Here is a 26499-nt window from a genome sequence, read left to right on the forward strand (position 1 = left end):
TTACCGGACGCGCAACCGTCGATATCGGACGTGCATTCCGCCCAAACCCGCAACAGCGGCCGAAATGCCCATCAGAAAGCGACGTATGGTCCTGTCGTGCCGCCGGCATTGCGGCCGGAAATCGCCGTATAGACCTTGCGGCCATAGAAGAACGGCAGGCCGAAATCGAAGCTGTTGCTGTAGGGCTGGAGGTTGTCGAACCCGTTCGGATCGCCGCCAAGGCCCGGCAGGACATAGTAGGGGTTATTCACCAGGTCCTCGGTATTATCGATGGTGAAGGAGACCGTCTTGCTGGCGCCGTTGTCGCCGGACAGGCTGGCCGTCAGGTCCAGAGATGAGGTCGGACAGTAGAAACCTTCCAGATCGTCGGTGCAGCCCGCGATGGCGCTGTCGCTGAAACCATAGAAGTTGGTGCCGCTGTCGATAAAGCTCTGGCTCAGGGCAGTGCCCTTGTAGGTCGCCGTGATCAGGCCGTCGCTGGTGGTCAGTATGGTCTGGCTGCCGAGCTGGTTATTGGTCTGGGTGCCAATACCGAAATAAAGCGTACCCGTCAGGCTGGTGACGCCGGGATGCGCCACGGCTGGCAGGTCGATCACCGTGCCGTTGTTGTTGACCGACATGCGCGCTACCGGATTAGGCACCTGGGCTGACGTGGTCAGCGCCGTGGCCGTGCAGTTGGCCGAAACGCAGGTGTAATAATAGCCATTACTGGTTGTGCCCACACAATAGCTGCCGCAATCCACCGTGCCCATACCTATACCGATAATGCCGTTGGCGCCGAAATCAGCCACAGTGTCGTGACTCGTGCCGCCGCCCGAGGAGCAATCGCTCGGCACATTGGCATAGTCACCGTCATCGCCGATAACCATAAAGGGCATGTCGCTGACCGTTTCTCCGCCAATGGTGAAATCCGCCGTGCGCACCGAACCGAAGACATAGCCATCGACATACTGGTAGCATTCGCCGACGCCCTTGCTACCGGTCGTGGTATGCGGCAGGGCCGAGCGCATGGCCGAACTCAGCACCTCGTTCTCGATGCGCAGCCCCACCGAGCCGGTGTCCATGATGACGTGATCGATGGTCTGGCAGGTGGTGGTGCCCGGTGCGCAGATCTTCACGGTCACGAAGCCGATATTGACATTACCCTGCGCCGCGGCCGGGCCGGAATCGACTGAGATCGTCGTGTAGTTGCTGAGCGTCACGCTGCTGCTGGACGACGAAGACGACGATGAGGATGAAGAACCACCGGAGCTGCCGCTACTGCTGCTGGAGGAACCCCCACCGCCTCCCCCGCCACCACAGGCTGCCAGGAAGAGAAACAGCCCGATCAGAAAAAGGGAGCGTCTCATTGAGCGCCTCCTTGCAGGACCTGAACCGGGAAGCCGCCGGGCGCTGTTTGCGGCAGGTAGGCGAAGCCCCAGAAAGCGCCACTGTGTCCACCGGTGCGGACAACGAAATCGCTGTGCGTCACAGCCATCGCCCGGCGCATACGGATACGGGCGGTCGACTTGTTTTCCGTCTGGAACCGGCTGAAATAGCTGTCACCGAAAAGCTGCTTGAGGTTCGGGCGCTGCGGGCCCTGCCAGCTGACGGCAAAGACGGTGCCGTCCGAGCTCATGAATTCGCGCGCCACCGTGCCGCTGTCGAGCGTCAGTTCGTGCACCGTGTAGTTGACACGGTCGACCTGTGCGGCGGAACGGGCCTTCAGGCGCGTTCGGTCGGTATCCACGGTTGCTGCTTTGCCGCCCAAGGTGGCATGGGCCGGCGTTGTAAACGCCAGCAGGGCCAGACATAACGTGCCAGTGATCAGGGACCGCATCATGAAACTCCGCTTGCGTTGCCGGAGATTATTCCTCAAGCGGTTAATGCAATATGACAATCTCGTCGCAATGGATCACAGTTGTGATATTTAGCCCTGATCGAAGCTGGCCACCAGCCGATAGGCACCGCCATCGAAAACCTGTTTCACCGTGGTGATGCGCTCTTTTTCGCGCCAGGTCCGCCGTTCGATCACCAGGCAAGCCGCGCCCTCATCGAGCCTCAGATGGGTGGCGATCTGGCCTTGCGCCGGCGCGGCGCTGATCTGGTTTTCCACATGGGTCCAGGGCACGACGCCGAGCAGCCAGTGACCGGGCGACTGGCGGGTGAAATCAATCGTCTCCGCCTGCGGCACGGCATCGAGATTGATGAGCCGGCGTTCATAGGCCAACGGCTTGGCCGAGGCGAAATGCAGGCCCTCCAGCTTCAGCACCCGGCCAGCCGGCCCCGCCAGTTCCTGCTCGTCCTCGGTACCGGCCTTGCGCACCGTGCAGGCCAGCAGTTCAAAACGATAGGCTTCGCCGCGCGTCGTGATTTCATGCTGGATGTCGGGAATATCGAGCACGGTCGAATCCAGCCGCGGCAAACGCACGAACGTCCCCGCCCGTTTACGGCGTTCGATCAGCCCAGCCTCGTCCAGCGGCGTGAGGGCCTTGTTGACCGTCATGCGCGAGACGCCATATTGCGCCATCAGCTCGTGCTCGAATGGGATGCGGTCGCCCGGCTTCAACGCGCCGGAACGGATCTGCTGTTCGATGTCGTCGCGAATCTTCTGGTGAAGGGGCTTCATGCGGTCAGCTTTTGCATCAGCCGGCGATAATCAGCAAGCAGGGTGTCGCGTTTGACATGACGGCCGCCAGAAACCTGCTTGCGGCCATGGCGCCAGACGCAGTCGACCGGAGAACGCGCCGAGGCGAAGACAAAGCTGTCGAGCTCGCAATCCAGGCTGACAATATCGGCCGGTTGTCCGACAGCGATGCCGCTTTCGACACCCAGCGCCTGCGCCCCATCGAGCGCGCGAACATACAGATTATCAAGCACATTGCGTTCGCGATGGACCAGACGCTGGCCATATTCGAGCAGACGCAGTTCCTCGGCGGCGCTGATCAACACATTGGAATCCGAACCGATGCCGAAACGGCCGCCCTGTTTCAGATAGTCGCGTGCCGGGAATACGCCATCGCCCAGATTGGCCTCGGTGATCGGACACAGGCCCGCAATGGCGCCGGATCTTGCGAGCCGTGCGGTCTCGTCCGCCATCATATGGGTGGCGTGAACGAGGCACCACTGGTCGTTGATAGGTGCATGATCGAACAACCATTCGACCGGACGCCGGCCCGTATGCGCCAGACAGTCCTCGACCTCCTTTACCTGCTCGGCGATATGGATATGGATCGGCGCGCCCTGCGCCATCGGGACCAGGGCCGTCAGTTCTTCCGGCGTGACGGCGCGTAAACTATGCGGCGCGATGCCAACAAGGGCGTCGTCCAGCCGGGCAGCCTGTTCCCGGCTGGCCTCAAGCAGTCTTTGGAAACCATCGAGATCATGGATAAAGCGCGCCTGACCGGGCGTGGGCGCCAGACCGCCAAAGCCGGCATGGGCATAGAAGACCGGCAGCAGCGTCAGGCCGATTCCCGTGGCCTCGGCCGCCGCCACGATCCGCCCGGCCATTTCCGCCGGATCGGCAAAGGTGCGGCCATCGACACCATGATGCAGGTAATGGAACTCGCCGACACGGGTAAACCCCGCCTCCAGCATCTCCATATAGGCCAGGGCGGCGATGGTTTGCAGCTCATCCGGCCCGATGCGCGCCTGGAATTTGTACATCTGCTCGCGCCATGACCAGAAACTATCCTGCTCTGAAGTGCGCCGCTCCGTCAGGCCGGCGATAACGCGCTGGAAGGCATGGCTGTGCAGATTGGGCATGCCGGGAATGCCGATGGCGTGGCGCTCGACGCTCGCATCTTTCGGAGACGGCACATCGGTTTCGATGGCGGTCACGCGGCCATCGGCAAGGGTCAACAACACGCCCGATTGCCAGCCGGATTTCAGCAGCGCTTTTTCAAACCAGAGAGTCGACATGAACCTCACGCCCATTATGTCTATACATTATCGTTTATGCATAGACAAAATCCACTCATCTGTACACCCAGGCATTACAATAGGGTTCGACAAATTGCCCGCCTGTAGCCAGACCTCTTCCGAGGCGGGATGACAGCGTTATGCAGAGATGCTATAAATGGTTAACGGGCATGACGGGGGAAAATGGGCTGTGGGACGATATATTCGTATTCTGGGGGGTGCAGGCCTTATCAGCGTGGCCCTTGGGCTGGCGCCGGTCACCGCACCGGCCCAGAGCAGCGCCGCGGTTAAGGGTGCGGCCGCCAGCCAGACCACCCCGCCGCAAAGAGCGAAAGCCCTGATCGACTGGGTGGCCGCCGCTGCCCGTCACCGGCGCAGCCAGACGGCCCAAACCGTCCAGGCCCTGCTTGCCCGCCTGCCGAAACCGGAACTCAACAAGCCGCGCCTGCCGATCCTGCTGCCGCGCGATGGCGGGCCCATCAGTACGCTCAAGGCGCGGATGGTCGCCTTCGGTGACGCCTATTCGCTGAACCTGCCCCAGGCCAACGGCACCCAGGTGACCATCTCTGGCACCTCGTCCTTCGAAACCGTCAAGGCCGGCGTGCTCAGCCGCGCCAAGCTGTTTCGCACGATTGAAAACATGAGCGAGCCCGTCTCGATCCAGCAGACCGAGGACGGCTGGACCGCGACCTTCACGCGTTTCAATGTCAGCTATACGGTCGATGTGAACTGCGACAGCCCTGATAGCGCCGACTGCAAGACCGACGCTTTTCTGCGCAAGGCGGTAGCCGCCGTTCAGGAGGTCTATCTGGGCGAAGCCGCCCTGGCGGAGGCTCGCGCTGCGGGGGCCAGACCATGAGCGCGCGCCGTTTCCTTGCATATATCATCCTTCTGACCCTGGCCGGCTGCAATGAGCCTGCCAATACGGTGACCTCCGGCAGCGACGCCTCGGCCTCCGCTTCCACCACCTCTGAAACGTCCGCCTCGGAGTCAGCTTCGGAAGCCGTATCCGAAGCGGCCTCGAGCAGCGCCGACACCTATCCAGACTTTCCGCACGAACCGGCCACTGAACTGATCGCCGGCTCGGGATCGAGCTATACGGATCTGAAAAACTGGGCCGAGGGCATATGCTTTCCCTTGCAGGGCAAGGGGTACGCCAATTCTCAGGTCTATCGTCCTGGTGGATCGCAAAAGACCGACAATCCGAACCAGTGCGACGCTTCCAACTATGCCTATCCCTGGCAGGACAATTTCTGCGAAACGCGCAGCGGCACCAATCCGATGTGTAAGAACGGCGCGACCGGCCACCAGGGCCAGGATATTCGGCCGGAAACCTGCAAAGCCAACCAGCATTGGGCCGTGGCCGCCGAGGACGGCGTCATCACCTATATCGGCAGTTATACGGTGACCGTCACCGGCAATTCATCGCCGCACCGCATCTACCGTTACCTGCACATGCAGTCGAGCACGCTCAAGGTGGCCTATGGCGACCATGTGGTACGCGGGCAGAAGCTCGGCCTGGTCTCCAACAATATGGGCGGCACGGCCACGACCATCCATCTGCATTTCGAGATAAGGGTGGCCCAGGCCGAGACGGCTTCGAACGGCACTATGCTGACGGCCAATACCTTTGTGCCACCCTATACGGCCCTGGTCGATGCCTATCGTCGCAAGCTTGGCGGGGATTGCCCTACGGTGGAATAAGCCGGCGACGACGACGAAATCGCTATTGATTGTGCGTGCAAAAAGGGCTTAGACCTCCGCGGTCTGAAAACAGAGTGCCTGCCGTGATTACCCATTTGCCTGCCTTGCAACGCGTACCCCAGCCCTGGAAGAATGGCGGCGGTGTCACGCGCGAGGTCGCCATCTTCCCAGAAGGTGCCGGCATGGAGGATTTCCACTGGCGGATCAGCATGGCCGAGGTGACCGAACCCGGCCCCTTCTCGCGCTTCGACGGCATCGACCGCCATCTCACCGTGCTGAGCGGCCGGATGCGGCTGGACATGCCCGATGACCGCCATGTGCTCGATGCCGGCGACAGTTCTGCCTTCGCCGGCGATGTACCGGTCGACGCCACGCCGCTGCTGCCGGTGATCGATCTCAATGTCATGACCCGCCGCGGTCAGGCGCAGGCCGAGGTCCGGCATATTGGCGGCGGCGTGATCCTGCCGTCTGATCTGGTGTTCCTGGTCGCCACGAAACCGATGATCGTAACGGCGAACGGCCAGCGTTACGCCCTTCAACCTTACGACGCCTTGAAATTCGAAGAGCTGGAAGGCGAACCGATATCGTCAGGCGATGGTTATCTGATCGTGTTTAGATAAGATACCAATTGCGAATGTTCTCACTTTGTTCTAATTTGTTAACAGGCACAAAAGGTGTTTGTTATGCAAATGATGCTGTTCGATACGGCCGCCCAGGATATAGATCGCCTGCGTGACCGGCTGATCACCCGGTTCGGCCGGTTTGAAGAACCGCCTACCCGCTCCCCCATCCAGCAACTGATCCGCTCGCTCATCAGCGGACGAACGCGAGATGAGGTCTCCCTGCCAGCCTATGATCGCCTGGCGGCAGCCTGGCCTGACCCCGATGATATGATGGCGCAGACGGTAGCGGATATCCAGGCGGTGATCGCCGATGTCACGTTTCCGGATGACAAGGCGGCGCATTTGCTTGAAACACTGAAATATATCCAGGCGCGGCATCCGGATTTCAATCTGGATTTTCTGGCGCAGGGCACCGTCGACGAGGCGCTGGCATGGTTACAGAAACTGCCCGGCGTCGGCACAAAGGTGGCCGCTTCGGCGCTGAATTACAGCACGCTTTGCATGCAGTCATTTATCGCCGATACGCATGTGATCCGTGTCATGAAACGCTATGGCTTTATCGGCAAGGACAAAAGCGCCTGCGATTTTGTCATGTCCGCGGCCTGCGACTATACCGCTGCCGAGCTGACGGAACTGCACGTGCTGATCAAAACCCTCGGTCAGCAAATTTGCGGCGCTTTGGAATGGAACTGCCAGGCCTGCCCCGTGTGTCAAGACTGTCTGAAGCGCTTACATTAGTTCGATGGCCACGGCCGTCGCCTCACCGCCACCGATACAAACAGCGGCCATACCGCGCTTCAAACCGCGCTGTTTCAAAGCATTGATCAGGGTGACCAGTATCCGTGCACCCGAAGCGCCGATGGGATGGCCCAGCGCGCAGGCGCCGCCATTGACGTTCAGTTTATGGTGAGGAATACCGAGATCGTGCATGGCGACCAGCGCCACTACCGCAAAGGCCTCATTGACCTCGAACAGATCAACCTCGTCGATAGTCCAGCCGATCCTGCCCAGCAGCTTACGGATCGCCCCCACCGGCGCGCGGCTGAACCATTTCGGTTCCTCGGCGTGGCTGGCATGGCCGACAATGCGGGCCAACAGCGTCAAGCCTTTGGCTTCCACCACAGAGGCACTGGCCAGCAATAAGGCCGCTGCGCCATCGGAGATAGAACTGGCATTGGCCGCCGTCACCGTGCCATCCTTGGCAAAGGCCGGTTTCAAGGTCGGGATTTTTTCCGGTCGCGCCTTGGCCCGCTGCTCGTCAGCCGTGATCAATCCGCCCCTTGTCTCGACAGGTGCAATCTCGGCACTGAAATCAGCCTTTAAGGCGCGATCCAGTGATGCGAGCGCATAGTCGTCCTGCATCTGTCGGGTGAACCGATAATGCGTAGCGGCTTCTTCTGCGAAGCTGCCCATCAGACGCCCCTTGTCATAGGCATCCTCAAGACCATCGAGGAACATATGGTCCTTGACCTCGCCATGCCCCATCCGCATCCCGGAGCGCGCCTTCGGCAGCAGATACGGCGCATTGGACATGCTTTCCATACCGCCGGCCACGACCATATCCACTGATCCCGCCGCAATGGCGTCACAGGCGAGCATCACTGCCTTCATGCCGGAACCGCACATCTTGTTGACCGTGGTGGCCGGCACGCTGACCGGCAATCCGGCCCCCAGCGCCGCCTGTCGCGCCGGCGCCTGTCCCTGCCCCGCCGGCAGGACACAGCCCATGATGACCTCATCAGGCACCTGGCCATTCAGCACGGCGCGTATAGCCACAGCCCCCAGCTCCGGCGCGGTCACGGCCGCGAAATCGCCTTGGAAGCCACCCATCGGCGTCCGCGCCGCGCCCGCTATAACGATTGTCTCCGGCATGTGTGGTTTCCTCTTATTCTTGCGGGGAAGATTACGCCTGAAACCATTTTTCGCAAGCTTTTTGCGACGGGAAAGCCTGTCTGATCACGTTTGCAAACCGTATCGCTTTTTTCCAAAATCGGCGTAAGAACCAGCCCGCCGTTATGATCTCAAAAGGATTCGCCATGCGCACTGTCAAAATCGCCCTCACCGCCCTTGCCCTGATCCTGCCCGCCTGCGCCCAGGCGGCGCCCGCCCCCGTTACCGCTGAAGCGCACGCCTTCCAGATCGGCGCCTTCAAGGCGTGGAGCCTGCGCGACCTGACCAATGTCGTGCCCAATGACAACAGCGTCATCGGCCAGGACCAGACGCCGGAAGCCGTCGCCGCTGTGCTGAAAGCCGCCGGCCAGCCGACCGACCATATCACCCTGTCGATCGACGCCCTGCTGGTGAAGGCCGGCGATCACCTGGTGCTGATCGATACCGGCATGGGCCCGAAGGCGCACGGCGTGCTGATGGAAAGCCTGGCCAAGGCCGGCGTGGCACCGGACCAGATCACCGATGTGCTGATCACCCACAGCCACCCCGACCATATCGGCGGTCTGCTGACGGCTGACGGCACGCCCGCCTTCCCCAAGGCCGTGGTGCGCATGACCGATGCCGAATGGGCTTCCCTGCAAGCCAATCCGCAACAGGCCGCCTTCGTCACCGCCATTACGCCGCAGATCCAGGCCTTTGCTGGCGGCACCGAAGTCCTACCCGGCATCACCTCTGTCGTGCTGAAAGGCCATACGCCCGGCCACACCGGTTACGAGATCGCTTCCGGCACAGCGAAACTGCTCGATATCGGCGACATGGCCCACAGCTCGGTCGTTTCCCTCGCCAAGCCGGAATGGGCCATGGGCTATGACAGCGACAAACCCACCGGCGAAGCCACCCGCCGCGAGGAACTGACCGTCCTGGCCAAAAGCGGCGAAACCATCTTCGCTCCGCACTTCCCCTTCCCCGGCACCGGCAAAATCGTCACCAAGGGCGACGGCTTCGCCCTGAAACCCACAAAGTAACCCACAAAATAAAGTCAGCTTATTCCAAAATCAAAAATTACTGATTTTATTTATTCTGACACGCGGCGCACACTCAACGCATCAACCCTCTGAGGAGATGCCCGCGTGTCAGACCAAGCCCCCAAATGCCCATTTCACCAAACGACCACGGCCGGCGCGCCGATCGTCGATAACCAAAACAGCCTGACCGCTGGCCCGCGTGGTCCTGTCCTGTTGCAAGACTACCAGCTGATCGAAAAGCTGGCCCACCAGAACCGCGAGCGCATCCCGGAACGCGTCGTCCATGCCAAGGGCTGGGGCGCGCACGGCACCTTCACCGTCACCCACGACATCACCCAATACACCCGCGCCGCCATCTTCGCCGAGGTCGGCAAGCAGACCCCGCTGATCACCCGTTTCTCGACCGTCGCCGGCGAGCTGGGCGCCGCCGATGCCGAACGCGACGTGCGCGGCTTCTCGGTGAAATTCTATACCGAAGAAGGCAACTGGGACCTGGTCGGCAACAACACCCCGGTCTTCTTCATCCGCGATCCGTACAAGTTCCCGGACTTCATCCATACCCAGAAGCGCCATCCGAAGACGCACCTGCGTTCGGCCACCGCCATGTGGGACTACTGGTCGCTAAGCCCTGAAGCCCTGCACCAGGTCACCATCCTGATGTCCGACCGCGGCATCCCCGTCTCGCCCATGCACATGAACGGCTACGGCTCGCATACCTACAGCTTCATCAATGCGGCCAGTGAGCGCTTCTGGGTCAAGTTCCACTTCAAGCCACACAAGGGCAAGGTCAACCTGACCAATGACGAGGCGGCGAAGCTGATCGGCGAGACACGCGAGAGCTATCAGGAAGCCCTGTTCGGCGCCATCGAGGCCGGCGATTACCCGCGCTGGGACCTGTTCGTGCAGGTCATGCCGGAACTGGAAGCTGAAACCACGCCCTACAATCCGTTCGACCTGACCAAGGTGTGGCCGCACGGCGATTACCCGCTGATCCCGGTCGGCGTCATGGAGCTGAACCGCAATCCGGACAACTATTTCAACGAGGTCGAGCAGGCCGCCTATTCGCCGTCGAATATCGTGCCCGGCATCGGCTTCTCACCGGACAAGGTTTTGCAGGCGCGCATCTTCTCCTATGCCGACGCCCACCGCTATCGTCTGGGCACCCATTACGAGGCCCTGCCGGTCAATGCGCCGAAATGCCCGGTCAACCATTATCACGCCGATGGCCAGATGCGTTTCTTCCCGCAATTCGGCGGCAATCCGGACGCCTATTACGAGCCCAACAGCTTCGGCGGGCCGAAAGAAGCGCCGGAATATCGCGAGCCGCCGCTAAAGATTTCGGGTGATGCCGACCGCTATAACCACCGCGAGGGCAATGACGACTATTCTCAGCCCCGCGCCCTGTTCAACCTGTTTTCGGACGGGGAAAAGCAACGGACCTGCGAAAGCATCGCCGGCTCGATGAAGGGGGTTCCCGCCTTCATCGTCGCGCGCGCCCTCGACCATTTCGACCGGATCGATCCGGCCTATGGCGCAGGCATCCGCAAGGCGCTCGGCCATGGCGGCGATACCGAGGTGCAGGCGACCCGCAGCCTCGACTGATCATTAAAAAACGCCGCGGTCCGGAGGGACGGCGGCGTTTCAGGCGTAATGCCGGTAGAGCCGTTCGCTGCGGGCGGGCGGCGTCTTGCCCTTCACCGCCCGTTCGACCACGGGCCGAACGTCGGGATGGATGGACTGCTGGTGAATCTCGTAATTGGTATCCATGAAATAGGCGTTTTCCAGCGCCTCGTCGATCACCAGCGACCACACATTACGCGGCAGGCCGAGGCGGGCAATGAGGTCCTGGGTGATGTCGGCTTTCTCGAACATCAGGTCAGAATTGAGGGACATGGGCTTATCCGATCATTTGAAAATGGGGGCGGAACAGGCAGGAAGCCAAGGCTTCACTGTTATATAAGCGTTAACTTTTGAGGCTTGACCACTTAAAAATCATCATGGTTCCAAGCACATGCGGCGAGTTGCCAGGGCGCTTGTTCCGTCCACTGACTAATGCCGAAACTCAACATGCAGACACAGTCGCAAAAGGTTATTGAGTCGGCAGATGAATCCGGCCCCGCCATTGAGAGGGCCACCTGTGCGAATGTTGCAAAATGCTTACAGTCATCAAGCTGACATCTTTGGTTCACAAATTGTGACAGCCGCCTATGGCCGCTCATGCGTGACATGCACCCAGTCAAAATCGGCATACCCCGCCGCTGCCGTCTTGTTGAAGGTGAACAGCGCCGGCCGGCTGCCCTTCCACCAGGAAAAGGTCGACAGCGGCACTTTTTCACCGAACAGCGTAAATGTCCTGCCATCCAGACTATAGGCGAACCGGCTGGTCTGATCGGGCAGGACCTCGGCGCGCAACTGCACCGTCTGGCCGGTGATTTCCGGCCCCGGCGTCTCGATGCCCGCCGACGCATAAGCGATCCGCGACACGCCATTTTCATGCACCACGCCGATCCATACCGGCCTGACACCGAACAGACTCACCCCAGCCCTCTGGCCATCGGCCATGTGCGAGATATCCAGCCGCGCCGTCATCTGCATGGCCGGACCTTGCAGGATCTGCGTCAGGGTATTGCGTGAGGTCGTCAGGCTTTGCGCCTGCCCGGCCTTAAGGCGCAACCAGCCCGGCCGCTCGGTCAGGCTCCATTTCGTGTCATCCGGATTATGGTTCCACGACCATTGCAGCCCCAGCGTCTGGCCGGCGAATGCGTCCGAATCCTGTAACCGGTCCGTCGAGCGCGTGCCTGTGTCTGGCATAGTATGTGTGAGCACGGGTTTGCCCTCATCGCCCATCACCGGCCAGTCGTCCACCCATTTGACCGGCTGGAGATAATCGATGCGGCCGAAGGCGCCGGTCGAATTGAAATGCACGAACCAGCCCTGACCGGACGGCGTTTCGACATAACCGCCCTGATGCGGCCCATTGATATCGTTGCCTGGGACCAGCACATCGCGCCATTCATAGGGACCGTAAATGTTCCTTGCCCGCCCCACCGCCTGCGGCCCGGTGCCGACCCCGCCGATCGGCGCGAAAATATAATACCAGCCATTGCGCTTGTAGAGCTTTGGCCCTTCCAGCACCGGCAGGCGGTCCTTGTCCTCGGCCACCACCACGCCATCATCCAGCACGTGCGTGCCGTCCACGCTCATCCGGTGCAGGATCAGCGGTCCCGCCCCCTTCTTGCCGTGGATCAGATAGGCCTGGCCGTCATCATCCCAGAACGGGCATGGGTCTTCGAGCTTCGCCTGAGCAATCACCTGAACCGGCTTCGACCACGGTCCCGCCGGATCCTTAGCGGTGATCATGAAAATGCCCTCGTCCGGCGTTGGGAAGTAGATGTAGAACAGGCCATCATGAAAGCGGATGGACGGCGCCCAGATACCGCTGGCGTACTTCGTGCCGGTGACCGGCTTGGACTTAGTGTCGTCGATCTCAAAAGGGCTTGATCCAGGAAGGCCAGGCATATCGTATTCCGGCGCGAAGGTGAGCTTCGGCACGGCATTGGCGATGATCTTCCAGTGCACCAGATCATCCGACTTCAGCACCGGCAGGCCGGGCGAAAAATGGAAGCTCGACGCCACAAGGTAATAGCTCTTGCCGACACGGATCACATCCGGATCGGAATAATCGGCATAAAGGATCGGATTGCTGTAGGTCTCAGCCTTCGGCGCAGCGGCGGCACTACCGGAAATCACCGCCAGGACCAGCAGGGATATGAGCGTGCGACGGATCATAGGGCAATCCTTTCATTCGGCTTGATGGTCAGCTTGCGCGTCGGGCGCCCGATCAGGCGCAAAGTAATCTTTTCGGTCTTTTCAGAAATACCAAGCAAGGCTTGAGGGGCGCCGACCTTCGTGGTCACCAGCCGCGCCATCCCTTCGATACGCCCCAGCGGCTTGCCTGCCAGTGTCAATGCGGCCCCCTTGCCGTCATAGGCCATGGTAGCGATAGCCCCGGCATCGGTCGGCAAGTCAAACCGCGCCTCTTCCGCCGCCGCATGACCGGGCCGGACATTCCAGTGCAAGGTGTCGCGCGCCTCGACCACGCCCGCCAGCCGCCAGGTGAAGTCCATCATCACCAAGGCCGCCGGCGAATAGTTGGGCAGGTCTTCCGCCATAACGGCGCCCGTCTGCGGATTGAGCTGCTGGCGGAAGGTCATGTCCGCCGCCAGGGCCTCACACCAGCGCGTCATCATGAAGCTGAACTCGACCGCACGCCCGTAATGCTCCATCCAGCGCGGCGCACGCAGGGCGGTCAGGGCCTGTGAGGGTCCCCCCCAGCTGTTCTTTGGCAAGGGCCGCACGAACTGCGGATCGTCCAGCGCCACGGACGGCATGGGGTAATTCGTCCAGAAGGCCTGGGGGTTATGGATTTGCCGCGCCCACAACTCGTCGAACAGCGCCTGGTCAACCACATGCTCACCGCACACCCGGCTGAGGATATCCGAGCGCACGCGCACGAACTGGTCATTGGCGTCGAGATCGAAGAAGGCCGCGTCTTCGGCGACATAGAGCCTTTCCAGGATCACCCGGCGTATCTTATCAGCGCTTTCCGCCCAAAGATCCGCCTCAGTCCCCTTGCCCAGCGCCCTGGCCATCTCACCCAGCGCCAGCCGCGCGCCATAGGTGGTGGCGGAGAGATCCGGACACAGGCGCGGCAGGGCGAAGCCCTCCGGATAGCGCTTGGCGTCCTTGTTCGGACACTGTGGCGGAATACCCGTCCAGCGCGGCGAGTTATCATGGCCGGTGTCATAGGTGCAGAAACCTTCGGTCAGGCCGGTCCCGCGCGTATTGCGGTATTTCAGCAGCCACGAATCCCACGCTGAACAGGCGGTATAGGCCGAATGCAGCAACGCCTCATCACCGGTCGCCTGCGCCAGTTCCCAGGCCGTGGCGGCGATCGGCACCACCATCTGGATCTGGCCAAAGCCGGTCTCGGTCACCTTGTTATTGCACGGCAGCTGGCCATCCATGCGTTGCAGCTCGAAGAAGGTCATGTGGGCATTGCGCGCCACATCCGGCCGGAACTTGCGATAGACCAGCGCCTCGTGTGGCCCGCATTCCATCCAGATGCCGGCATAGTCGGCGCCCTCTATCAGCACCGGCCCGGAATAGCGCGGCACTAACTGCACATTGGCGGCCAGCACGGCCAGCGCCTTGTCATAGGCTGCCTGCCAGCGGGCATTGCGCGTGCTGTATTGCGGTTGGATCGAGGGTTGCGCCAATGCCGGCGTAGCCAACGCCGCCACCGAGGTCGCCATAAAGGTCCGCCGGTTCATCATACGGTACAGGCCTCCGTATCCGTCCGCAGCCGGAATTGCGGACGCTTGTCCGGCGTCACCGGCGTGAAGACCGTATCCACCACGGTCAGGCGCGACACATGCCGCGCCCACAGGCCATAGGCCGGCGCATCATGGTGGTCACCCTTTGAGACCACCTCGTCCAGCATATGGGCATCGGGATAGATGCCGCGCATTTCCGGAATCTCGTCTTCCCCCAGCCAGCCCTCCGAAGCCGCCACCTGGATACGCACATCCTTCAGCACCACGTCCTCGATGTGTTTTTCCGGGATGCCGATGAAGTAAGACCCGCGCGCCCCATTATCTTCCCCCGTAATGCGCTCGAAGACGATCTTGCGCAGCGCACCCACGGGCGGCTTCGGCTGATCGGGCTGTACGCGGCCGCGATCCTCCAGCCGCATGAAAAGCGGACTGCGCGCCCGGACGATATGGATGTCGGTGGCCCGGATATTTTCCGCCGTGCCGCCATCGACCACTTCCCACGAAATACCGGAATCCGCGCCCAGCGGCTTGATATGGCGCATGCCTTCCGCCACGCCGCCGACCGTGCAGCGGCGCACAAGCACGTTGCGGAACGGGCTCTGTGAGTCCGTTCCCAGCTTGACCGCATTGCACGAGCTGAAAAAAGTACAGTCCTCGACCAGCACATTCTCGGTCGGGGCCTGCGCCGCGCCCTTGAAGCACAGGGCATCGTCGCCCGAACTGATATAGGATTTCCGCACAATGACATTGCGGCAGCCGTCGATATCGATACCATCATTATTGAAATTGGCCTGGTTCTCGACCGTCATATGCTCGACAAGCAGGTCTTCGCAATTCAGGTAGTTCTGCATCCAGCACGGCGAATCCTTCAGCGTAATGCCGTGGATATGGATACGCCGGCAATCGATCACCCGAATGACGAACGGCCGCCCCGGCGTACCATGAATGCCTTCCTCGCCATGGAAATTGTCCCCCCGGCCATCGATAATCCCCTCGCCGCTGATCGAGATATTTTCAGCCCCCTCAGCGAAGATCAGGGATTGATTCATGCCCATATTGGTGTCCTGAACCGTCCGGCGTTTTGCCACGCGTTCGGGGTAATCCTTGAGATCGAGCGAACCGAGCAGCCGCGCCCCCTTCGCCACTTCAAGCCGGACCTGGCTGCGCAGATCGAGCGTACCGGATACATAATCGCCTTTGCTGAGCCTGACCGTGCCGCCACCCTGTGCCGCGGCGTCTATGGCCTGCTGAATAAAACCGGTCGCCAGCCCCTCGCCCGCATAACCGAACTGTTCCGGCGTCACGATACGCTCCGGCCCGCTCCACGGTTTCAATCTGGCCGTCAGGCGCCTGGCCATGGTTTCGAGATCGGCGCACAGAGGCGCTACCCACCCGGGCAGGGTGCAGGCCGCCTGCACGGGCCATGCCGCAACAACCCCCATCCCTCCCAGTCCGGCCAGCAGATGACGACGTGACGAAACACAGGACATCGGTTTTCCTCTCATATTTAAAACCGCTTCTGTTGGCGGTTCCGTATCAAAGCCCAAATATCAAAGCCCAGATATCAAGGCCCAGATATCAAAGCACTGTATCGGCGGAAAAAGAAGCCCGGCAGGAAACCGGCCGGGCTTTAGTTCGCGGAACCGGGGAGGCGGTTCTTTCACGCAGGCTAGAATTTGGCATCCACGCTGACAAAGAGCACTCGCCCCTGAACATCGTAGGTGGCCGGGATGGTGTTATCCGACGACAGCTGCGACGAACCGAGGATCGGCGGATCCTTGTCAAAGATGTTGCGGGCGCCGACCGACAGCTGGAGCTTGGCGGAAATATCCCAGGCCGCCGTCAGGTCGATATAGGTCTGGGGATCTATCACCGGATTGGTCAGCGTATTGAGCGCCGGGGGCGTGCCTCCGGAGGTCGCCGGCAGGACGTAGGTGTCGACCGTCACCTTGCCGATATAGCGCGCGCTCGCCGACAGGGTCAGCGGTCCGGTCCTCCACGTCACCCGCGCCGAGCCTTTCCAGTGGGGGATTGGCTGGCCGCAGGTCGAGCCGAACGAGCCGACACAGCGGTTCTTGATATCGGGCAACTCCTGGATCGGTGTCACGGTGTATTCGTGGACATAGTTCAGGTTGGTGCTGAGATCCCAGCGGCTGCTGCCGATCAGGCCCCAGGACGTGCCGAAGCCATAATGGCCTTCGATATCGACGCCAGATGTCAGTATGCCGCCAATATTAGCGTTGGTCGTAGTGACGTAGTCAGGGCCAGCGATCTGACCGGTGGAATCGCGGTGGATAGCCTTGCAATAGACGCTGTCGGCGTCCTGGATGGTGTTATAGCACAGGTTCAGCACGTTCTGCAGGCTGCCGCCGCCCAGGGTCGAGATCGCGTCATCCAGGGTGATGCGGTAATAGTCGACGCTCAGTTGCAGGCCACGGACATAGGACGGCGAATAGACCACGCCAAACGTTGTGGTGTCCGAGGTTTCCGCGGTCAGGTCGGGATTGCCGCCGGTGACCTGGGTCAGATAGTTCGATGGCTGGATTGAAGCATCGAAGACCAGATTGGCCGGCACGCCGGTGGCAATACAGACCTGACGGACGGCATCGGTCTGCTGCGCCGTCGGCTGACGGCTGGAGCACGGATCGGTCGCCGAGGGGCCGTTGGTGCCCGCGCCACCATAAAGCTCGCCCACATTCGGTGCGCGGATGGCATGCTGAAATTGCGCCCGCAGGGTGATATCGTCGTTGAGCGCCCATTCCGACCCCAGCGAATAGGTCCAGACACTACCGACGCCCTTGAGATTATAGTCGGAAAAGCGGAAAGCACCATTGAGGCTCAGGCGTTTGGCCATGGGCAGGTCCGCCAGGATCGGCACGCGCACTTCGCCGTAGATTTCCTTGACCATGGTCGAGCCGCTGGTCGCCTTGGCGGCATTCCAGCCGGAGACATCACCCGAGGCCAGGTAGGTATCCGGAATATATTTGGCGAAGTCGTAGCGCCATTCGAAGCCGGTAGAGAAATCGACCGGCCCCGCCGGCAGGTCGAACGCTTCACCGGTCAGATTGCCGGCCAGCACCTGCTGCTCGGCGCGCAGGCCAGCATTGGAGGTGATCGAAATGGCCGCGGCACAGGCCGCAGTCATGTTCTGGCCGAAAGGATTACAGACCGGGTCTGCGCCATTTTGCGACAGGATGGCGTTCTGGAAACGGCTGAGCGAGATCGAGCCCGTCTGGGTGTCTGACTCCGTGGTGCGCGCGAAGCTGTAATAGACATCGTATTTCAGGTCGCGCAGGAAGTCGGGCGACACATCCCCCAGATGCCCTCTTACGCCGACGGCTGTACGGAAGACCGAATGATCGGAGGTCGAATAGCGCGGCCCCAGGTCTGAGAAGCGGCGGTTGAGATTGAGCACGGCCAGGCCGTCGCCCGGCGTTGTCGTCAGGGTCTGGCTGCCTGTGGTAACGCTGGTGGTACCGCTCTCCTTGAGGTCAAGCTGGTTCAAAACCTCCTGCATTTCCGCGCTCAGATTGGGGTTGTCGGTATCGACCAGGAAATTGCCCGAGGCCGAGGTCGGCGCGATCTGCACGTCGGCGACATTGTCGCTGTAATGCATTTCGACGTAGCCGGTAACCTTATCGTTGAAATCATAATGGGCGAAAACATTGCCCATCCAGCGCGTCTGCGGCGTGATGATGTAGGATTCGGGCCCGAGATCGTAGGAATCTGACGGCGACTCATATGGCCGCACCGTCTTGCCATCAGCGCTGAAAACGGCGCCAAGCGTCGTCATGTTCTGCAGACCGGCCGCGACAAGCGCCGCATCGAGCGCGGGATTGGAGCTGGAAGAGCCCACGGTCGGCAGATTGCCGATCCGGCCATTGGGCACCGTGGCCGAACCACTATAGACTAGGCCGGGACGGCCGCCGGCTTCCAGGCAGGTCTCGCCCGCAGGGACCGTCAGCGGTGTACCGGCCGAATCCTTGCTCCAGGAATCGGAAGTGACACAGCCGTCACCGAGCGAAGTGCCGGCCCAGTCACCGCGGTCAGCCCGCGTGTAGCCGCCACGATTCAAATAATCGATCGAAGCGACGAAATTGCCGCGCCCCTCGGCGAAATTGCCGCCGGTTGTCAGGCTCAGGCTGTAGGTCGGTGTACCGGTGTGCTCATCCCAGCTGCGCTGCGCCTGCATTTCCACGCCCTGAAAATCGTCACGCATCACGAAGTTGACCACACCGGTGATGGCGTCCGAGCCATAGACCGCCGAGGAACCGCCTGTAACCACTTCAACGCGTTTGATCAGTGCGGCCGGTATGGTGTTGATATCGGTGGTGAAATCCGGACCGGTAATGGCGAAACGCCGGCCATTGACCAGGACCAGGTTACGCGAGGCCCCGAAATTGCGCAGGTTCAACGTGGCCGTACCGATGGGCTGGCCGGCCTGGACTGTGTTGGCAGTGGGACTGTTCAGCTGAGAGCCGGTAAACTGTGGGGTACTGGAGAGCAGTACGTCGACGTTCTGCGTACCGGAAAGCTTCAGTTCCTGTTGATCCACTATGGTGACCGGTGTCGGCGCCTTGAAGCCGCGGCTGGACAGGCGAGATCCGGTCACCACGACAACTGTTGACTCAGCATCCGCCGGTGCATCAGCGGCTGGCGTTGCGGGGGCGGCTTCCTGGGCCAGGACCGGCGCGGCGATAACCAGGGCCACGATCGAGATGGACGCCGCGAGAGCCGGCCGGAAATTCCCCGTTTTGTTAAACTTTTTCATATTTTTCCTTCCATTTTTATTTTTATACCCGCCCGTCCCGGTGAACCGGGCACAGACCTTCCCTTCCGCAAGACACAGGCCTTGCGGTTCGGCGCGGAGAGGCTCCGGCACGACAGAGTTTCAAGACGAGAGGAATGGGCGTGCGCCTGCAGGCGGCGCGTCATCCTGCCTGGTATCCATCCCGTTTGGCGGCCGCATTCGTCCCGCAAGGGCGCGCGGCTTTCTTTTTACAGACCCGTTTTTGAGTGCCCGATGCCTGAAACATGACACCGGTGTCAATTTATATGATAGCGATAACATCATGCGACCTGCCAAAACTTGCAGCTCGTTTGAAAACGGTACGCGCCTTATTTCAGGAAAGCAACACCTTCACCTGAGGCCTGCCACCTGCCTGCGCGCCACATCGAGGTCGAGTGCCAAATGATGGGATTTCGCCACCAGATGCATCCCGCATAGTGGGACCCGACAGGCAAACTCCTCCTGAAAACGGGCCAGATGTTTCAATATTCGGGATGAGTGTGCAAAATGTAACCTTCCGGCCACAGTTGTGAAATTTTGGCGACTTCAGATGAAAGCGGCTATCGGTTCAGCTTGTTGAGCAGCAGGGCGCGCAGGCGCCGAGCCTTCATCTCATCCATCGGCCCCAAGGGACCACGCGCGTGTTCGGGCAGGTGCGCGCCAGCGGTCTCGGCCGGCCCGAAGACATAATAGTCGAACAGCTCGCGCCACGCCGCTTTCTCCGCCTGCGGCCTATCTCGCAGGCTGAGAAGCGCATGCAGCAAGGTATTCTGCGGCGTATCCATATAGGCCGGCGAGGTGTTCCACCAGTAATTGACCAGAATATTGAAGGGCGCCAGCGCCTCGACATGGTGCCACCACAGGGCCGGATAGAAGAGCACATCGCCCGGTTCCAGCTCGGCCACCTGTCCGGCGGCGATCGCCTCGTGGAAGCGCGGGTAGCGCTCGAAATCCGGATGGTTGAAATCGACCATGCTGATCACCTGGCCACCGGGCGTCGGCTCCAGCGGTCCCGGATAGAGGTTATGCACCTGATCGGGCGGAAACAGGGTAAAACGCCGGCGGCCGGCGACACAGACCGCCAAATTGTGCGACATGTCATAATGCGCCGTAGCAATCGTGCGGTTGCCGAGCCAGATACTGGCCAGCGGCGGATTGGCGGCGAACATCGGGTGATTGAGCTGAAGCTCGTCATGCGCCCGCAGGCCCGGCAGAAACAGGTCGAGATCGGTCGAGCCGATATAGAAGGCCGGCGGGTTCGGATCGTCGAGATAATCCCGTATCTGATCGAGCGCCGCACCGAGATCGATGCGTCCGGCCTCGTAATTGAACCCGGTGACATCGTCATTATAGAAGAAACGGCCGCCCTGCCCGGGTTTGCCGACAAAGAGCGTCACCGGGCGCCCCTGGTAGAACCCCTTGAGATAGTCCATGGCGGACTGGGCGGAAGCCAGTCCGGCCCTTACCAGAGGCCAGTCCCGTGCCACGCCCTTAAGGATAACCGGCGATTGCTCCGTCATCAGATCGTCATAGGGGATGCGGTCCGGGGCGATGCCGGTAATTTCCCGAGTTCTGGCGGCGATACCCGGCATGTCGGCTCAGGCGCCCAGCCGCTTGCGGGTCTTGAGTTTGACCAGATGTTGCACATTGCCGAGCGAGGCCATCACCTGAAAGGCCAGGGCCAGGTAGCCGTGTTCATTGAGACGGGTCAGAACCACGCCATCGAGCTGTGCCAGCGCTTCGCCGCTGATCGAGAACAGGTCGGGGATATCGTAGCCCAGGGTATCGTCAATGCGGATATCGAGCCTGACCGGCGCCAGCAGACCGGCCTCCATCCAGGCCGCGAAGACAGCGTCATTCATCTGCATACCCTGATGCAGGGTGCGCATGACCTGAAGATGATGTTCCAGCACCGGCGCATTGCCGCCGTGTGGCAGGAACAGGGGTTCGCCCGCGCTGCGGCTGACGCGCGGATGGCCCGGATCGATCAGCATCATCGGCCCATTGTCGCCGCCATCGCCGCCTTCACGGAAACCTAGCAGGAAAGGCCCGCGGCTCAGCACGGCCGGAACATAGCGGGCCTTCCAGCCCTCCCCGTCCCCACCTTTCCCGTCAAGAAACAGGTTTTCATCGCGGTCAAAACCCAGCAGCGCCACGGCATGGAAGGCGCCTTGCGCGTCACGCCGGAAAAAGATCGGATATTCGCGCTGCACCTCGCCAAATTCGTTCGGATAGACGCGCACCTGATTGACGGCATCGCCGAAATCGGCGGAATGGCCGGTAATGAGGCGCAGGTCGTGATGCGCGACATTGTCGAGCAGCACGGGCTTGGTATTTTCCATAAGTGTCTGGTCCATGGGCAACTATACGACAGCGGTGGGGCAATATTGCTTTAAAAAGGCATCCTGAGGCATCATTTTCGACACGGCATCGTCGACAGTCGCCTTCAGCCCCTGAAGCGCCTGGGTCAGTTCCTGATCGCTCATGAAGGCCGCCAGCCGATGCCAGCCCTGCGGTTCCAGCCGCTGGCCCAGCATGACCTGCACCCATGAGTCCGTTCGGAACAGTTCACCAGTGCCACTATAGGCCACGCCGGACTCGCGGAACAGGTCGATACGCGCCTTCAGGGACTCCGGTACCTCCATGGCGGCATTGTCCTGCCAGAAGGCGCTGTCGGCACGCTCGGTCAGCTTGTAGTGCAGAATGACGAAATCCCTTGCATATTCAATCTCCTGCTGGTTCAGCGCATTATAGTGCGCCACCAGGGCATCGGTGATGCCGAAGAACGGGAAGTTCTGGATCAGGTGCAGGACCGATTTCTGGAACAGGTGGATGCTGGTCGATTCCAGCGGTTCGATAAAGCCGCTGGCCAGGCCCATCGCCACGCAGTTCCGGTTCCACACCTGCTTGCGCCGCCCGGCCTTGTACCTGATCAGGCGCGGCGCATTGGCCGGAGGCGCATCAACGCTGGCCAGCAGGCGGGCCTGCGCCTCGTCATCCGACAGATAGGCGCTGGAATAGATCAGGCCGTTGCCGACCCGGCTCTGCAGCGGTATGCGCCAGCGCCAGCCATCGGCATGGGCAATGGCGCGCGTATAGGGTAAGGGCGCCCGGCCTGGCCGGGTCTGTACCGCCACGGCGCTGTCGGTGCGCAGCCAGTGCGACCAGTCCTCATACCCCGTCTTCAGGGTCTCCTCGATCAGAAGGCCCCTGAAGCCGGTGCAGTCGATAAACAGATCGCCCGCAATCACCTCTCCGCTGGCCAGGGTGACCGAGCGGATGAAGCCCGTCTGTGCTTGCTGCTGAACGCTGGTGATCTGGCCCTCATGCCGTTTGACGCCGGCCGCCTCACTCAGCTTGCGCAGATATTTGCCATAAAGTACGGCATCGAAATGGTAGGCATAGTTGATCGGCAGGTTCTTGTGGATCTGGAATTTCCCGGCCAGCGCCGCCTTGGTCTCCAGGCTGTAGTCGTCAAGAGCGCTGCCTATGCCCTTGGCGCGGGCTTCCAGCCAGATATTGTAGAAATGCGCCATCCAGGGCGACTTGCCCAGGCTGCCGAAGGAATGGAAATACTGGTCGCTGCGGCGGGCCCAGTTCTCGAACGCGATCCCCAGCTTGAAGGTCGCATCCGTTTCGCGCATAAATTCCGGCTCGTCCACGCCGATGAGATGATGGAACGCTCGCACCGTCGGAATCGTCGCCTCGCCGACCCCGATAATGCCGATATCCGCCGATTCGATCAGGGTAATATCCAGTATGGAGCCCATCAGGCGTGACAGTCCTGCGGCCGCGCACCAGCCTGCCGTGCCACCCCCGACGATCACCACCTTCCTGACAACCTGTTCCTGCATCGCCAATCTCCGGCCCTGTTTCTTTCATGCGCGGGCTTACAAAAAAAGGAAGGCCGCACAGGTGTACGGCCTTCCGATCAGACTAAACCGATATCCGGCTTAGAACTTGTAACGCACGCCGAATTCGTAACGGGAGTCGAGCTCCTGATACAGAACCACATCGGTCGGTACGCGAATATACTGCACGATGTGCCCCTTGTTGATGTTCAGGGCTTCGAACGTCAGGATGATGTTCGGACGCAGCGTGTAGTTCAGCGAGGCATCCCACTGGCCATAGGCCGCGGCATACCGGCCGCCGTTCTGCGAGGCATTGGCCTGCATCAGGTACTTGTCGCGCCAGTTATAGACGACGCGGCCCTCGAAGCCATACTTCTCATAGATACCCGTGATGTTGTAGGTATTGCTGAGGCCTTCGAGAGCGAACTGGCTGCTGCCGTTCGGATCGGCACCGTCATCCAGGGCCACGTCACCATTGACGGTGGTGGCACTGGCGGCAATGCCGAAGCCGGTCTCGCCGAAGAAGTGCTGGATCGCGAATTCAAAGCCATCGATGTTGGCGGTGTGGTTGTTGATCGGCTGCGACAAGGTAAAGATCGCCAGGGGATCGTCGCCATTGCTGACGACCTTCCAAGCCGGATTCGCCCACAGATAGACCGAAAGCGCATCCGTATCGGCAAAGGTCTGGCCGTCCGGTGCCGTATTCGTGGTCCATTCGGTCTTGGCCGTATCCACATTGCCACCCGCCTGTTCGATGAGGATCGTCATGGCGGACAGGTTGTTGGTGTTGGTGCTGACGCCCAGGGCCTGCAGGGCGGTCACGGCGGCACCCGAACGCGTACCCGATGTGCCGGAGGCCGGATCGGTTATGCCGAACAGGCTGGTCTGTGTCGTGCCGTTACCAACGAAGTTCTGTACAGCCTTGCGGTAATAGCCCAGCGATACATAGCTGTTGCGGCCATAGTACCATTCAGCCGAGACGTCGAAGTTTTCCGAAACCAGCGGCTTCAGGGCGGGGTTGCCCGAAGACGCCGTGTAGACGCCGCCGTTATAGCTGGCATCGCCCGGTGCGTTGACACTGGTCGTGGCATACATCGAGCTGTATTGCGGACGCGCATCCGTTACCGAGAATGACATACGGCCGATGATATCGTCGGTCACGTTCATCGCCATGTCGAGGCTTGGCAGCAGGTTGCTGTAGTGGGATTTTACAGCATAGGGCTGGATATCCGTACCCTGGACAACCGAGAAGTTGTTCTTCTGATCCCAGCGCAGGCCCGTCGGGATGTTCTGATAAGCGGTAACCGTGACATCCGTGTCTTCATAGCGCACGCCGGCCAGAATCTTCACCGGACGCGACAGGAGCTCGCTCTTCATCGAGAACTGCACATAGGCGGCGGTAACCTGCTCGTCGACCTGGTTGTGGCTGAAGCCATTCAGGTTCGGCGTATTGGACTTGGCGCCGCCGGACGGCAGGACGTTCTGGAAGTTGGCGGCATCGCCATAATAGGCCGCCAGACCAGCATAGGCTTCCACCGCATTGAAGCGGTAGGCCGTGCTGTTTGAAGACCCCAGATCGACCGACTGGAACTGACAGGTCATGCAGAAGGTCTTGATCTCGGTATTGCCGTACTTTTCCAGGTCGCCGGGGTTCAGGCCGCCCCAGTCGCCGAACTGGGCCTGATAGGCGGTGTAAGACTGTTCATTGACATTCTTGTAAGCGTCAACACCGAAGCTCAGCTTGCTGTTGTCGTCAACCTGATAGGTGGCGTCAAACTTTGCCTGCTGGATCTTGTCCGACTGCTTCGAGAAATACTGATTGCTGTAGCCGGAACTGATCGAGCCGATGTCCTGTGCGCCCGTGGCCGATTTGCTCGGATCGAGCGTGACATGCTGGACCGGCGCGGCCAGTTCGCCAAAGGTGGTCGTATCGGAAGCCACATAAGTCTGGGCGACGCTGACTGTGGTCGACGACGTGCCGTTCGGGTTGTCGCCCCCCGAGCCGGATTGCGATGACGACAGGTCAGCCGTCAGGGTCCAGTGGTCGTTCGGCTGGTACTTGACGTTCAGGCCGGTCGACTCGATGCTGCTTTGCGTGGCGCGCAGCTCGTTTTCATACCCCTGGTCCTTACCGGTCGGAATCGTGTCCGTAACCGAAATCGCCGAACTGACGGTCGAGTTACCGTCAAACGTGACCGCGGCGTAAGGGCTGCGCGAGAACCAGTTCGTCAGTTCGGAACGGGCTTCCTGCTGCTTGCTGTTGGTATAGAAGCTGTTGGCCGTGATGGTAAGGTCTTCGGTCGGCTTCCATTGCAGCACGATAGCGGCATTGGACCGTTCCAGATGGTTTTCCGCATAGGTATAGCGGCTGTCGGTCGGAACGGCGATCAGCTGGTTCGGATCGGTCGGCGCATTGGTGATATTGGCCGCATCCGGCGCCTGACCACTCGCCAGCCAGTCGGAATAGGTCTGAACATTCCAGGTATTGACCGTGTCGGAACGGGTCGAGCCGGTCTTTTCCTGATACGAGCCAAAGAGCGCGATACCGAAATTGCCGCTGTCATTGGTCCATTGATAGGCGCCGGAGATTTCCGGCGTGACGCTCTTCTTTTCCAGGACCGTGCCGAGGCCCGGATTGTCCGTCGTCAGCCCCTTGATCGTGAAGCTGCCCTTCGAGCCCGGATGGGAGAGCGGCTGCAGGGTGACCAGGTTGATCGAGGCACCGATGCCGCCGGAATTGATGTCGGCGCGGCCGGTCTTGTAAACCTGAACAGCCCCCACGCCGTCCGAGGCAATGTTGCTGAAGTCAAAGGCGCGGGTATTGCCCTGGCCGCCGTCAGCCCCCTGGCCGCCGCCGATGACGCCGATGCCGGAGGCCGGCATGAGGCGGCCGTCGACGGTCGTCTGATTATAGCCGGGGCCGAAACCGCGAACCGTGATCTGCTGGCCTTCGCCGTTGACGCGGTTGATCGACACGCCGGTGATGCGTTGCAGCGAGTCAGCCAGGTTGGTGTCCGGATACTTGCCGACGTCTTCGGCCGAGATGCCGTCGACAACACCATCCGCATTCTTCTTGATGTTCATCGAGCGTTGCAGCGACCCGCGCAGGCCGGTCACGATAATGACCGTACCGTCATCCGCCGGTGCGGCGGCGGGGGCCGCAGGTTGTGCCGCCTCCTGCGCGAACGATGGCGCGGTAACGGCGCACAGGGCAAGTGTCGATGCACCGCCCAGGAACGCCGCACGCAACAAGCCTCCGGTGCGCTTCCCAGTTACTCCACTCTTCATATAGTCCTCCCAACTTTTGGTTTTATGTTAGACAACGTCGGCCGACGGGCGTGTTCGTAAACACTGACCCGCCAGACAGACGCAGCTCTCCGC

Annotated in this window: 20 protein-coding genes; 6 read left to right on the forward strand and 14 right to left on the reverse strand. The window is 61.0% G+C overall.

What is annotated here, in order from left to right:
- Positions 1-71 precede the first annotated feature (71 nt).
- The 4 genes from QM647_RS16155 to QM647_RS16170 form a co-directional block, all read right to left on the reverse strand.
- A complete protein-coding gene (locus QM647_RS16155) occupies positions 72-1349 on the reverse strand; it encodes a DUF3443 domain-containing protein (protein ID WP_414996579.1) in 1278 nt (425 codons plus the stop codon).
- On the reverse strand, positions 1346-1822 hold the full coding sequence (locus tag QM647_RS16160; protein ID WP_414996580.1) for a DUF2844 domain-containing protein: 477 nt from the start codon (positions 1820-1822) through the stop codon (positions 1346-1348). Before QM647_RS16160 ends, QM647_RS16155 begins: the two co-directional genes overlap by 4 nt.
- Positions 1823-1909: 87 nt before the next feature.
- Entirely contained in the window at positions 1910-2608 is a 699-nt protein-coding gene (hutC, locus tag QM647_RS16165; protein ID WP_414996581.1) for a histidine utilization repressor, read from the reverse strand.
- Positions 2605-3900, reverse strand: coding sequence for a formimidoylglutamate deiminase (locus QM647_RS16170; protein WP_414996582.1), 1296 nt, complete (start codon positions 3898-3900; stop codon positions 2605-2607). The genes hutC and QM647_RS16170 overlap by 4 nt, the downstream gene beginning before the upstream one ends.
- Before the next feature lie 235 nt (positions 3901-4135).
- Here QM647_RS16170 and QM647_RS16175 point away from each other — a divergent pair, with 235 nt between their 5' ends.
- From QM647_RS16175 to QM647_RS16190, 4 genes are all read left to right on the forward strand, one after another.
- The gene (locus QM647_RS16175) at positions 4136-4759 is read left to right on the forward strand and encodes a hypothetical protein (protein ID WP_414996583.1); all 624 of its coding nucleotides are present in this window, start codon (positions 4136-4138) and stop codon (positions 4757-4759) included.
- Complete coding sequence (locus QM647_RS16180; protein WP_414996584.1) at positions 4756-5604, forward strand: M23 family metallopeptidase; 849 nt, start codon at positions 4756-4758, stop codon at positions 5602-5604. Before QM647_RS16175 ends, QM647_RS16180 begins: the two co-directional genes overlap by 4 nt.
- Positions 5605-5687: 83 nt before the next feature.
- Positions 5688-6224 (forward strand): HutD family protein, encoded by a 537-nt coding sequence (locus QM647_RS16185; protein WP_414996585.1) that lies wholly within the window; start codon positions 5688-5690, stop codon positions 6222-6224.
- A gap of 63 nt (positions 6225-6287) precedes the next feature.
- Positions 6288-6965, forward strand: coding sequence for an endonuclease III domain-containing protein (locus QM647_RS16190; RefSeq protein ID WP_414996586.1), 678 nt, complete (start codon positions 6288-6290; stop codon positions 6963-6965).
- Here the strand turns inward: QM647_RS16190 and QM647_RS16195 are convergent.
- On the reverse strand, positions 6957-8099 hold the full coding sequence (locus QM647_RS16195) for an acetyl-CoA C-acyltransferase (protein ID WP_414996587.1): 1143 nt from the start codon (positions 8097-8099) through the stop codon (positions 6957-6959). The two genes, QM647_RS16190 and QM647_RS16195, sit on opposite strands and share 9 nt — an antisense overlap.
- A 164-nt stretch (positions 8100-8263) precedes the next feature.
- Between QM647_RS16195 and QM647_RS16200 the strand changes: the two genes are divergently transcribed.
- Both QM647_RS16200 and QM647_RS16205 read left to right on the forward strand, forming a co-directional pair.
- Complete coding sequence (locus QM647_RS16200; RefSeq protein WP_414996588.1) at positions 8264-9142, forward strand: MBL fold metallo-hydrolase; 879 nt, start codon at positions 8264-8266, stop codon at positions 9140-9142.
- A 105-nt stretch (positions 9143-9247) separates the two neighbouring features.
- Positions 9248-10744, forward strand: coding sequence for a catalase (locus tag QM647_RS16205; RefSeq protein WP_414996589.1), 1497 nt, complete (start codon positions 9248-9250; stop codon positions 10742-10744).
- A gap of 39 nt (positions 10745-10783) precedes the next feature.
- Here QM647_RS16205 and QM647_RS16210 read toward each other — a convergent pair whose 3' ends face one another.
- From QM647_RS16210 to QM647_RS16250, 9 genes are all read right to left on the reverse strand, one after another.
- Positions 10784-11035 carry a hypothetical protein gene (locus tag QM647_RS16210; RefSeq protein WP_414996590.1) on the reverse strand — a complete coding sequence of 84 codons (252 nt, stop codon included), beginning with the start codon at positions 11033-11035 and terminating at the stop codon, positions 10784-10786.
- Between the two features lie 312 nt (positions 11036-11347).
- Positions 11348-12931 (reverse strand): glycoside hydrolase 43 family protein, encoded by a 1584-nt coding sequence (locus QM647_RS16215; protein ID WP_414996591.1) that lies wholly within the window; start codon positions 12929-12931, stop codon positions 11348-11350.
- Positions 12928-14475: an MGH1-like glycoside hydrolase domain-containing protein gene (locus QM647_RS16220; protein ID WP_414996592.1), complete on the reverse strand. Its 1548-nt coding sequence runs from the start codon at positions 14473-14475 to the stop codon at positions 12928-12930. Before QM647_RS16220 ends, QM647_RS16215 begins: the two co-directional genes overlap by 4 nt.
- Positions 14475-15968: a glycoside hydrolase family 28 protein gene (locus QM647_RS16225; protein WP_414996593.1), complete on the reverse strand. Its 1494-nt coding sequence runs from the start codon at positions 15966-15968 to the stop codon at positions 14475-14477. Before QM647_RS16225 ends, QM647_RS16220 begins: the two co-directional genes overlap by 1 nt.
- A gap of 179 nt (positions 15969-16147) precedes the next feature.
- Positions 16148-19249 (reverse strand): TonB-dependent receptor domain-containing protein, encoded by a 3102-nt coding sequence (locus QM647_RS16230; protein ID WP_414996594.1) that lies wholly within the window; start codon positions 19247-19249, stop codon positions 16148-16150.
- 578 nt (positions 19250-19827) lie between these two features.
- On the reverse strand, positions 19828-20859 hold the full coding sequence (locus QM647_RS16235) for a cupin-like domain-containing protein (RefSeq protein WP_414996595.1): 1032 nt from the start codon (positions 20857-20859) through the stop codon (positions 19828-19830).
- A gap of 6 nt (positions 20860-20865) precedes the next feature.
- A complete protein-coding gene (locus QM647_RS16240; protein WP_414996596.1) occupies positions 20866-21624 on the reverse strand; it encodes a SapC family protein in 759 nt (252 codons plus the stop codon).
- A gap of 6 nt (positions 21625-21630) precedes the next feature.
- Entirely contained in the window at positions 21631-23121 is a 1491-nt protein-coding gene (locus tag QM647_RS16245; RefSeq protein ID WP_414996597.1) for a tryptophan halogenase family protein, read from the reverse strand.
- Positions 23122-23220: 99 nt separating this feature from the next.
- Positions 23221-26367 (reverse strand): TonB-dependent receptor, encoded by a 3147-nt coding sequence (locus QM647_RS16250; protein WP_414996598.1) that lies wholly within the window; start codon positions 26365-26367, stop codon positions 23221-23223.
- Positions 26368-26499: the final 132 nt, after the last annotated feature.

Origin of the sequence: Asticcacaulis sp. (assembly GCF_047605585.1) — a bacterium.
Lineage (GTDB): Bacteria > Pseudomonadota > Alphaproteobacteria > Caulobacterales > Caulobacteraceae > Asticcacaulis.